We start from the raw sequence: 9,801 nt of genomic DNA on the forward strand, positions 1-9,801 counted from the left end.
GTGCTACGGAATGTGCCGGCGCGCTGGAAAAATCCGCCAATTTCGTGGCATGCTGCCAAGACCCAGATGGCGATCCAATTCGAGGACCGATTCATCCTTACTGACTAATCACCACCACTGGCTCAAACACGAAATTCCTGACAGATCCATCGTCAGCCATGCAGATCCTGCGCTCGTTGCCACGACTTCCACGCCCGCTTGCCGGTCGCCCGCTGATCGAGTTTCACTCGCCCCAATCGCGCGACCCGTTCACGCTCGCTCGGCGAGAGCCGACGCGTCTCCTGCGCGACGCTCAGGAGCGCCCCAAGCAGGTAATCCGGCGGTTCGAGATCGAGCCCGGCCAGAGCTATCAGGCCGCCGAGATTCGCCAGGTGATGGACCCGCAATCCCTGCTCCCGTAAGGTCCGGGGAAAGCGAGATTCTGGGTTACCATCACCGTGAATTCGTAGCCGGGCCGAATCTCGATTGTGGCAGATCGATTCAGGCCGTTGCCGACCATCTGCCGACCGAGAGAGCCGAACTGATTTGATGCAGCAGATCCCGCGACTTCACCCGCCATCGCGAATTGATTCGGTTGCGTAGCCGTATGGTCCGTACGTGCCGCGAAGCGGCCCGGTTGCTTGGGGGCGGTGCGCTGAAGCGGTGGTTGCGCCATGGGCACAATCGGTTCGGCCGGCATCGCGATTGGTGGCTGATGTGGCGTCGCGCCGTGCGCCGCGAGATCGGCGACTTCACCGCGATCCCGTGACTCCGCGTTCGGATCATCGATGAGCTTCTGCGCCGCGCCTTTTTGATTGATTCCGGAGCGCTCCACGCCCAGCGCCAGCACCGTCCCACCGATCACCGCGATCGCGATTGCCAACAGCCCGAGCAAACGATTGAAGCGCTCGCCGCCGATCTGCTCGTTGTCACTGTCCTGATCGACTTCTTCCGCATTGTTGTTCAGCTTCGCTTTCAGCACGGCGCTCACCTCATCTCACCGGTATACGAAATCGTTACGCGGTCCTGGTCCCGCCCGACACCGGCGACCATCACCGCATCGCGTGGTGTAGATCGTCAGGTTGGTTTCGAGCCCGGGGAGCTGCGGCTTCACCGCCAGATGCGGGACGGCGTTGCGCGGATCGCCAGAAGCCGCCGGCGTCGTCATCCAACGTTCGGAATCGCCGAGCGCCACGTCGGTGATCGTCTCGCCCGGCTGCAGCTGCAAAGCGGTCGTGCGCAGCGGCGCACAATCGACCGTTGGTTCAGCGCCGTCGGCGTAGGGATAAAGCACGCGCACTGCGGTGCGATAAACCGGCCATCTGTCGTTCGCCTGATGCTGCTTGATCGCCGTCCGCACTTCGCCCGGCTGCTGCGCTAATAATTGCGCTCCGGGCGGCGGCGTTTGATTGCTGCAGGCGCTCAGCACCGCTCCGCCAATCACCAAACCAATTGCGATATTCTTCATCGCTCGCCCTCCTCGCCGCGCTACTGAGCCTGTTGCGTCCAGCTGATCTGCATGACGTAGAGGCCCAGCGGATTAGTCACGATCGTGTCGTTGGAATTCGGCGGAATGAGTTGGCTCTGTAGCTGTGCTTCCCAATGCGTCGGCGCGCCGAGATTGACGCCGTTCAGATCGCGGGTAATCTCGGTCCAGCGCACCTGATAGCTGCGGTCCGAGAGGCGAAGAATCGAATCGATCTGTACCGCGACAGTTTGTTTTCTCGGCGCGCTTGAACGGGTTATGGCTGAAACCGTCGGAATGGTAGTACTCGTCAAGGAAGCGATCGGCAGCGCCGCGCGCGTGCGCAAGTAGTGCGTTAAGCTGCTGCTGTTCGACCTGCGGATCGCTCGAGACCGCTCGTGCGTTGCGGATGAACGCGGCGATCTCGTAGCCCTGGATCCGCGCGACTACGTCGGGAACTGCGCTGACTGTCAGCGGCTGCGGGATCGTCAACGCGTAGCCGAGCTTTCGACTTCGACTTCGACGACGTACGGAATGTAACGGCTGCGGGCGCTCTGCCAGACGCTGCCGGCGGCGAGGATCAAGCGCGACCGCGAGTGACCCCGCCGCCGCTATCTGCCAGTTACGCTTGCCCAGCGCCAGGTCGGCGTAGCGCTCGTCCCATTCCCGCCGCTCCAACGTAAGGGTTCGCAGTCATTTTATTCACCTCGGTGTGACCGCGCCACGCGCGCGTTTTACGTGGTGTTTTGACTTTGGCTCGATCGACTTTGGCTCGCCTGAACGGCAATCGGGCATGGATCGGACTCAACGGGCTCGTTTCTCTCGAAATCTTCGAGAGCGGAGGAATTACCGCTTTGTGCCGGCTGGGTTCGGTGACGATTTTTCGACTGCGCCGCTGATCAGGGGGTTGGCGCAAATCTCGACCGATACTTAAAGCTGACGCCTTAAAGTTGACTTGGCTGCGACTTTGGCAGACGTATCGAACGGTATAGGTTTCAACTGGTCTGATGACCAGGAGTCACTTGCGCGAAAGGGCTTGAAAAGGCTCGAAAAGTTGCGATTCGTCGCCATCTTCCCGCGTCATCGCGGGGTTCCTAATCTTGGGGCCGTGGGTTCGAATCCCGCAGGGGTCACCAGTTTTCCCACGAATAGAGCGCCAATAACTTTTGTTATAAAACTTTCAGCACTCGACTTTGGCTCTACTCTGGCTGTTCTTCGGAAATCGTGAGCTGGATTGTCGGGAGGAGAGTTGTAGCCGCCAAATCCCGATGCTGCGTCAAGGCGCGAACTGATCGGACTGATTTTTTGGACCAACTAATAGCGCCCTTGACGTCTCCGCGCTCCATCCCCGCCTCGTATTGTAGCCGCCGCCAGTTGCTCGGGATGCTAACGCCCCTCTATGTCATTCTCGCGCGCGCCTCAGCGAAACGCCTCGCGCCGAGCAGGCGAGTCTGCGAGCTGCGTTAAGGCTCTTGAGTAGCGGAGCGCTCCTGCGCGGAGCGAAGAGCCAGGCGCGAGTGCGGCGAGGAATCAGGTTGCATGCGCCGACGGATCGGTCTGCGCCGCGCCATTGACTCTGCACAGCGCCGGACGAAATAGCGCGCCCAGCGCCAGCAGCAGCAGCACCGCCTGGGCCGCCAGCGTCTGCACCGTCGGATATAACCCGAGCATCGCCACGGTCGGGACGCCACTCACGAACGTCGCGTTGACCACGCCCGATTCCTGAAAGCTCGCGACCCCCTGGCCGGTAAAGACCACCGCCATCGCATAGAGCAAAATCGAGGTCACCGAGAAAACCGCGCCTATCGGGATCATGTAGGTCAGCTTGCGCAGCGCGACGAACGTCACCGCCAGCGCGGCCGCCCCGGCGATTACGCCGATCAATACCGCATGGCGCTCGACGCTCTCCGTCGCGCCCGCGAGCAACGCCTGAAAGAAAACGATCGTCTCGGCGCCCTCGCGCATCACCGCCAGGAATGCCGTCGCCGCTAGCGCGATCGAGGGCCCGCGGCTCCGCCGCGCCGCCTCGACCTTGGCCGCGATAAACCCCTTCCAGCGATGCGCTTGCGTCTTCGCCGTCATCCACGAGCTGACGTAAACCAGCGTCGCCGCGGCGAAGAGCTGGAAGACCCCCTCGAGCGTATCGCTGGTATTGTCCGCCAGCAGATGCTGCACCGCCCAGGCCAACCCCAGACTCGCGAGAATCGCCGCCGCCGCCCCAAAATAGATATCGCGGATCCGCGCGAGCTGCCCAGCCTGTCGCACGCCCGCGACCAGCGCGATAATCACCAGCATGGCTTCAAGGCCCTCGCGGAAAAGAATCCCCGAGGAATAGAGGAAATAGGGTAGGGCAGTCGCCGTCGCCATGCGCTTAGTTACGTCAGCCTTTCTGACAATGAGAATTATTCTCAATATCGACGATAGACCGCAAACCCGAAATTTGTCAAGAACATTAGCGGAGCGCGGCGGCTGTGCGGAGCGAGCAGGCGAGTCCGCGAGCTGCGTTACGATTCTTAATTAACGGAGCGTCCCCGGCGGCGCAAAGCCTTCTCAGATCGCCGTCAGCCCCCCGTCCACGACGAACTCCGCGCCGGTGCAGTACGACGAATCGTCGCTCGCCAGGAACAGCACCAGCTTCGCGACGTCCTCCGCCGTGCCCTCGCGCCGCAGCGGCACTATCGCACCGAAGCCCTCGCGCATCGCCCTCGGAATGATATCGACCATCTCCGTATTGATAATCCCCGGATGGACCGAATTCACCCGGATTTGCTCCGGACCATATTGCACCGCCGCGGCCTTGGTCAGCAGCCGCACCGCGCCCTTGGTCCCGTGATAGGCGGTCGAGCCCGTCGACCCGGTCAGTCCCGCCACCGACGAGATATTGACGATCGCGCCGCCGCCGCGCTTGCGCATCGCCGCGACGCATTCCTTCATGCCGAGCCAGACGCCCTTCTGGTTTATATTGACGATCGAGTCCCACAGCTCTTCGCTGGTCTCCTCGAGCCCCGACATATTAAAAATCCCGGCATTGTTGATCAGGATGTCGAGTCCTCCGAACGTGCTCGCGCAGGCGTCGACCGCGCCGCGCCAATCGGCCGCTCGCGTCACATCCAGATGGACCGCCTTGACCTGCTTGCCGCCCGCCTGGCCGTTGATCTCGTCCGCGGTCGCGCCGCAGAGATCATCGCGCACGTCACCAATCACGACCTTCGCGCCCTCGCGCACGAACAGCCGCGCCTCCGCCGCCCCCTGCCCGCGCGCCCCGCCCGAAATCAGCGCCACCTTATTTTTGAGCCGATCCATCACTGCGCCTCCTGCCGGCGAAGGCTCTAGGCTTCGCCTTCGCCCTTCCATAGCAGAGCGCGGCGGCGAAACAAATGTTTCGCCGCCGCGCTTGCCCGAGGATCGAATTTCGCGACAGGAATTACGCGTAAAAAATTACGCGACAGACTTTTCCGGATCGTCAGAATGCTCCGAACCACCCTCCGCCTCGCCAGCCTCCCGAGTCACAACCTTCGCCATGCCGCTCGAACGAGCGGCCGTAGCGAAGGTTGATCGCGCCGCGCGAAATCTGATAGCCCAGCCCGTGCAGCCACCCAAAACAGCTCGTCTCCCGACCCTCGCCGGCGCGCGCCCCGCGCGCCGACTGAAATATTTCACCCTTTCCGCCTCACCCGGATTCAGCGAGACTGCCTCACGCGCCGCGAGGGCGCTGCCGCGAACCCGCCCGCTCTCCCACCATGACCCCTGCCTCGAACCCAGCCCCTCCCCCGCGCGGCGCGCAGCCCCCGGCTGCGCCGCCGCCCCTCTCTCCGAGTCCGGCGCAACGCTGCGCCGCCGCGTCCACGCCTCCCGCCCGCGCGGAGTAACTCTGATGGGCGTTCGCTCCACCGTCATTACCCAGCTTCCCCGCGCCACCCGCCTCGAACTCGAACAGCGCCTCGTCGACAACGGCTTCACCGATTATGACGGCCTGACCAGGTGGCTCAACGAACTCGGCTTCCGCCTCTCGCGCGGCGCCGTCAATCGTTACGGCAGGAAGTTCGCCCGGCAAATGGAGCTGCGGGCGGCCGCCACCGATCACGCCGACACCCTCGCCGCAGCCGCCGCCGGCGACGATGGCGCGGTGACCGAGGCCCTCGTCAGCCTGGTGCAGCGCCGCCTCCTCACGATGCTGATCGACACCGACGAACCGATCAAACATAGCGATCTCGCGCGTCTCGCCCGCACTATCGGCGATCTCAGCCGCACTACCATCGCCCACCAGCGCTGGCTCGCCGAGGCCCAGGACCGCCTCGAGCTTCAGCGCCGCGCCGCTGCCGGCGAAGTCGCGGCGCTCGAGCGCAGCGGCGGCCTCACCCCCGAGACCGCCGAGCGGATGCGCGCTGCCCTCCTCGGCATCGACCCGTTCGACACTACCCCAGCAGCCGAAAGTTAGGCCGCTCCCCGCGAACCTCCCCCCGGCGCGCCCGCGCACCTCTCAACAATTTACGCCGTGTGCTCGCGAAACATCTCGCCCTGCCGCGGCAAAGCGGTAGCTCTGGGTAAGAGCCCGGCGATTGCGTCGGCCCTCACGTTCCCCAGCTCTTTCGGCTCCATTTTGTAAAGTCCGCCACCGTAAACCCGTCCCTCTCCCAAAAGAGTTTCGGCTGGAATCGAATCAAGGAACTCCCACATCTGCCGAGCGAGCCCAGGATCCTTCTCCATGGCCGTTACGAGCGCTGGAACTGGATAGAGCAACAAATATACATTCGCGGCAGTCGCCCTTGACCAGTTCAAGATGAATCGAAACGGCTTTTTTCGCTTGCATAGATTCCGGCCCATGTAGGTGCAAACGAATGGTGCAGGCGGACGGCGTTCTTGAGCATACCAAGGATTTCTGCGGCTGCAGAGATAAGTCTCCGACACTGTTGGTCTGCCGGTCTCGAGATACGACCAAAGTTGCGGAAACTCTCTCAAAACGACGTCTTCTGGTAACCGGCAATCAAGCAGGAACTGTTGCTTTTCAACCTTTGGCGTTCCGTCGGTCTCTGCCTCGATTATGTCCGAATGCAAATATCGTGGCCCGGGCAAAATCGGCGTGAAGAACTGGCGGGGCAGCCCGCGCGCTTCGATTTCTGCGCGGGAAAGAATGAAAAACCGGTTGTCACCGGTCGCAAGGCCGCGTTTGACGTAGAAAAAGTCGCGCAGCCGAAACCCCTCCGCCGCCTTGCGCACGTCGCCTGCGGCTAAGCCCGTCCATTTCCGGGCGCCCTGCAAGACCGCGCCTGAGACCTTCCGAGAATACGTGGGCCGGCACAGCGTGCCGCCGTAACTCAGTTCCACCCGATGATCGCGATCCGGCCGGCGATGCCTAAGCCAAACCACCGCAGATGACACCAGGGCATCGCCGAATTGAAGATCCTTTGGGTCGAAATGATGGATGCGGAGAAGCTGCACTTCATTTAGCAGGTAACGCTTCACCGGTCCGCCATAATTAACATCCATGAACTCGCTCGGGATCAGCCACCCCGCAATAGCGCCATCGGCCATCCACGCATGCGCCAAACCAAGAAAGTGACAATAGAGACCGGCCAGACCGGCCATCCTGACGTGACAGGCCCCGAATGTGGCCGACTGTAGGCGGACCTTTTCCTGCACACTCATATGATGGTGGCGCACATAAGGGGGATTGCAGATGACTAAATTGAACCGCTCGTTTGCGGGCGGCGGTTTCAACATCGTGAAATCGCCCAGTTCGACCTCCAGGCCACGATCGCGCCAGAGCTCACGCGCAGCATTGGCGTAGTGCGCGTCGATCTCGATTCCGTAAGCTGCGCTGACGCGGCTGGAGGGTAAATGTTGCAGAAGCGCTGCATAGAAGGATCCCGTTCCGAGCGCTGGATCAAGAAATCGCACCGGCTGTTTTTCGGCTAATAACTTGCCCGCATAGACCAATATGTCCGAGGCAAGGAGCGCAGGCGTCGCAAATTGCCCGAGGCGGTTTCGCGCCGTCTGCGTTTTATTCGCATCCAGCCTTTTCTGCATCGCGACCCGCCGTTTCTCGATAGCCGTTACCGTATCCATCTCAGACTCCAAATTCAGCGAGTTCCGCGATTCTGTGTTCCCAGACCCAATCGATACCCTCCGCCGCCTCGTATCCAAGATAGCCGCTATCGAAATAGCCGCATAGAAACAGGATGAACCTCACGCTCGCGCCATAGGTGAAGCGCAATTGGCTCATCTTGATCGCTTCTTCCTTTCGACGCTTGTTAACGTTGGTGAAATCGCCCGCCGACTTTGCCTCGATCATGAGGGGCAACTCTCCAGTCTTACCTCTCTTCGGCATTATGACCGTGTCAACTGGAATGTTGATTGTCGAACCAGTCCCTTGCAGTTTCACAGCCACATTCGTGCGGAAGCTGAACGTGCCAGGCGGCATCGCATCGAAGCTGATTTTCGCTGGCAGAGGTTTATAGCCGCGCTTCGTCAGCCAGGCCGCGATGGTCTCGAGCTGCCGCTTCTCCTGTGCGTTGCGGATGATCGGGTTGGCGATGGCTCCGCACAGTCTGTCAGCAACCACTGTTGCTGCGCGGTGTATTTCCGCTCCGGCCGGTCTCCCGCCGCGACCCAGCCAGACAAATATATCGCGATCGGCCATCCGCCCGACAATCTTCGCAATCTTTTCAAGGTCACCCTCTAGTGAAGCCGAGCTCATGCGCCGGGGAAGCTTGCCCTCCTCCATGCAGCCGACCAGGTTCCGCGAAACTCCCGCGAGTCCGATCAGCCGGTCAACCGCGAGCGGTGGACATGCCGACATCCGCAGCGTCGGCAACACCCCCGGCTCGCGAAGCAGCAGCGCCGAGCTCACATCGCTCAGGTTTGCAGTCTTCGCCAATGTAGATTCGACGTCCCTGGTCGCCTTTATTCGTGTTTCGCGGTACGCGGAGGGCGCGAACTTCATGAACCAATCGTTATACATATCGACGGACCGGATAATGTCGCTTTTCCAACGGTCAGGTTTTGTCCGATTGACACCTGAATCTTGATTGCCAGACGCCACGCCTTTTTTCTCCACAGTGTCCCAAAATCGGGATCAAATACCGCGCCGAGCCTGGCAGCCCGCGTTGCTGACTCATCGCGCAGATCGCTCTTGAATTCAAAGCGCGTGCGCGCCCCCAGCGCATCGACGCGCCCGCGCACCTCAGTCAGACTCCCCTCAAGCGTGATCTCATTCGCCGGCCCGCCAAGAGGATTGATCAGGAGCTCGCGAATATCGCTGTGCACCGGCTCGTGACCCGGCCGCCGCGCCAGACTCTTGATTATTCCGCTCAAGCGTTCGTCCGGCAGCGCCATCCAACCCCTCTCGCGGCCACCGTTCTTCGCTAGCGGCCAACATACTGGCGCGGTCCGCCGCTGTCATTCTGTGCTTGCACCCCTGTGGATAAATTGTCACGCGCCCGAAATTTTCTTTCCGTAAGGGCTTGCATCGCGTCGCCGGATTGATCAGTATGGTCGCTCGCTGCGCTTCCAACCCCGTCCAGACCCCGGTTTTCGGGACCACTTTTCGGGACAGGTCTCTCGGGACAAGGCCTCGCGAAAGCGATGCCACTGTTGGCGCGCCGCACCGTAAGAAATATATCGTCGCCGCGCACAACGCGGGTCTGCGATCAAACGCGCCAGTTTGATTGACACGCATCGGACGTTGGCGATAATCTGGTCTTTCGCCCTGCGAGGGCCGGTTCTTTGAAAACTGAATAGTAGTGCATGCCTTTAATTGGGCGGCGGGAGGACGCTAGCGACGCGCGCGAGCGCGTCGGCAAGCGGCGTTAGCAATAACGCGATAGCGATCCGATGCCCGTCCGATTTTTTCGGGTTTTGATAGCGGTCAATCCACCGGTTTCTGGCGCCTTAGCCGCGCCAATCGGTTGCGATAATGAGCTTAAATGGAGAGTTTGATCCTGGCTCAGAACGAACGCTGGCGGCGTGCCTGAGACATGCAAGTCGTGGGAGAAAGTCGGAGCAATCCGGCTAGTAAACCGGCGCACGGGTGAGTAACACGTGGACAACCTGCCTCGCAGTCCGGGATAACCCGTCGAAAGACGGACTAATACCGGATATGACCACGGCGAGTTCGCTCGCTGAGGTAAAAGATGGCCTCTGCTCCTGCAAGCTATCGCTGCAAGAGGGGTCCGCGCCCTATCAGCTAGTTGGTGAGGTAACGGCTCACCAAGGCTAAGACGGGTAGCTGGTCTGAGAGGATGGTCAGCCACACTGGGACTGAGACACGGCCCAGAGTCCTACGGGATGCAGCAGTCAGGAATATTGCGCAATGGAGGAAACTCTGACGCAGCGACGCCGCGTGGGTGATGAAGGCC

At 61.3% G+C, this 9,801-nt stretch carries 10 protein-coding genes and 1 rRNA gene; 2 read left to right on the plus strand and 9 right to left on the minus strand.

Annotated elements, in window-relative coordinates; all coding sequences use genetic code 11:
- Positions 1–152 precede the first annotated feature (152 nt).
- The 6 genes from VKS22_06925 to VKS22_06950 form a co-directional block, all read right to left on the minus strand.
- Entirely contained in the window at positions 153–386 is a 234-nt protein-coding gene (locus VKS22_06925; GenBank protein ID HLW70338.1) for a conjugal transfer protein TraD, read from the minus strand.
- A complete protein-coding gene (locus VKS22_06930) occupies positions 350–961 on the minus strand; it encodes a hypothetical protein (protein HLW70339.1) in 612 nt (203 codons plus the stop codon). Before VKS22_06930 ends, VKS22_06925 begins: the two co-directional genes overlap by 37 nt.
- A 15-nt stretch (positions 962–976) precedes the next feature.
- Positions 977–1,447 (minus strand): TrbG/VirB9 family P-type conjugative transfer protein, encoded by a 471-nt coding sequence (locus VKS22_06935; GenBank protein ID HLW70340.1) that lies wholly within the window; start codon positions 1,445–1,447, stop codon positions 977–979.
- 72 nt (positions 1,448–1,519) lie between these two features.
- Positions 1,520–2,122, minus strand: a complete 603-nt coding sequence (locus tag VKS22_06940) for a hypothetical protein (protein HLW70341.1) — start codon at positions 2,120–2,122, stop codon at positions 1,520–1,522.
- 852 nt (positions 2,123–2,974) lie between these two features.
- On the minus strand, positions 2,975–3,811 hold the full coding sequence (locus VKS22_06945) for an FTR1 family protein (protein ID HLW70342.1): 837 nt from the start codon (positions 3,809–3,811) through the stop codon (positions 2,975–2,977).
- A 183-nt stretch (positions 3,812–3,994) separates the two neighbouring features.
- A complete protein-coding gene (locus VKS22_06950; protein HLW70343.1) occupies positions 3,995–4,747 on the minus strand; it encodes a glucose 1-dehydrogenase in 753 nt (250 codons plus the stop codon).
- Positions 4,748–5,318: 571 nt separating this feature from the next.
- Between VKS22_06950 and VKS22_06955 the strand changes: the two genes are divergently transcribed.
- The gene (locus VKS22_06955) at positions 5,319–5,882 is read left to right on the plus strand and encodes a phage protein Gp27 family protein (protein HLW70344.1); all 564 of its coding nucleotides are present in this window, start codon (positions 5,319–5,321) and stop codon (positions 5,880–5,882) included.
- 50 nt (positions 5,883–5,932) lie between these two features.
- On the opposite strand, the gene VKS22_06960 is transcribed toward VKS22_06955, so the two are convergent.
- Genes VKS22_06960 through VKS22_06970 form a run of 3 tightly spaced genes read right to left on the minus strand, consistent with a single transcriptional unit; the run spans position 5,933 to position 8,779 of the window.
- Positions 5,933–7,510, minus strand: coding sequence for an N-6 DNA methylase (locus tag VKS22_06960; GenBank protein HLW70345.1), 1,578 nt, complete (start codon positions 7,508–7,510; stop codon positions 5,933–5,935).
- 1 nt (position 7,511) lies between these two features.
- The gene (locus VKS22_06965; GenBank protein ID HLW70346.1) at positions 7,512–8,387 is read right to left on the minus strand and encodes a XamI family restriction endonuclease; all 876 of its coding nucleotides are present in this window, start codon (positions 8,385–8,387) and stop codon (positions 7,512–7,514) included.
- A complete protein-coding gene (locus tag VKS22_06970; protein HLW70347.1) occupies positions 8,384–8,779 on the minus strand; it encodes a hypothetical protein in 396 nt (131 codons plus the stop codon). Before VKS22_06970 ends, VKS22_06965 begins: the two co-directional genes overlap by 4 nt.
- 587 nt (positions 8,780–9,366) lie before the next feature.
- Between VKS22_06970 and VKS22_06975 the strand changes: the two genes are divergently transcribed.
- Positions 9,367–9,801, plus strand: a 16S ribosomal RNA gene (locus VKS22_06975); the annotation flags it as partial.

This window comes from Candidatus Binataceae bacterium, from assembly GCA_035308025.1.
Taxonomy (GTDB): domain Bacteria; phylum Desulfobacterota; class Binatia; order Binatales; family Binataceae; genus JAJPHI01.

Coding starts and splice junctions, on each gene's coding strand:
- VKS22_06970 (HLW70347.1), bottom strand. CDS start 8,779: ATGGCGCTGCCGGACGAACGCTTGAGCGGAATAATCAAGAGTCTGGCG.
- VKS22_06945 (HLW70342.1), bottom strand. CDS start 3,811: ATGGCGACGGCGACTGCCCTACCCTATTTCCTCTATTCCTCGGGGATT.
- VKS22_06960 (HLW70345.1), bottom strand. CDS start 7,510: ATGGATACGGTAACGGCTATCGAGAAACGGCGGGTCGCGATGCAGAAA.
- VKS22_06965 (HLW70346.1), bottom strand. CDS start 8,387: ATGAAGTTCGCGCCCTCCGCGTACCGCGAAACACGAATAAAGGCGACC.
- VKS22_06955 (HLW70344.1), top strand. CDS start 5,319: ATGGGCGTTCGCTCCACCGTCATTACCCAGCTTCCCCGCGCCACCCGC.
- VKS22_06950 (HLW70343.1), bottom strand. CDS start 4,747: ATGGATCGGCTCAAAAATAAGGTGGCGCTGATTTCGGGCGGGGCGCGC.
- VKS22_06935 (HLW70340.1), bottom strand. CDS start 1,447: ATGAAGAATATCGCAATTGGTTTGGTGATTGGCGGAGCGGTGCTGAGC.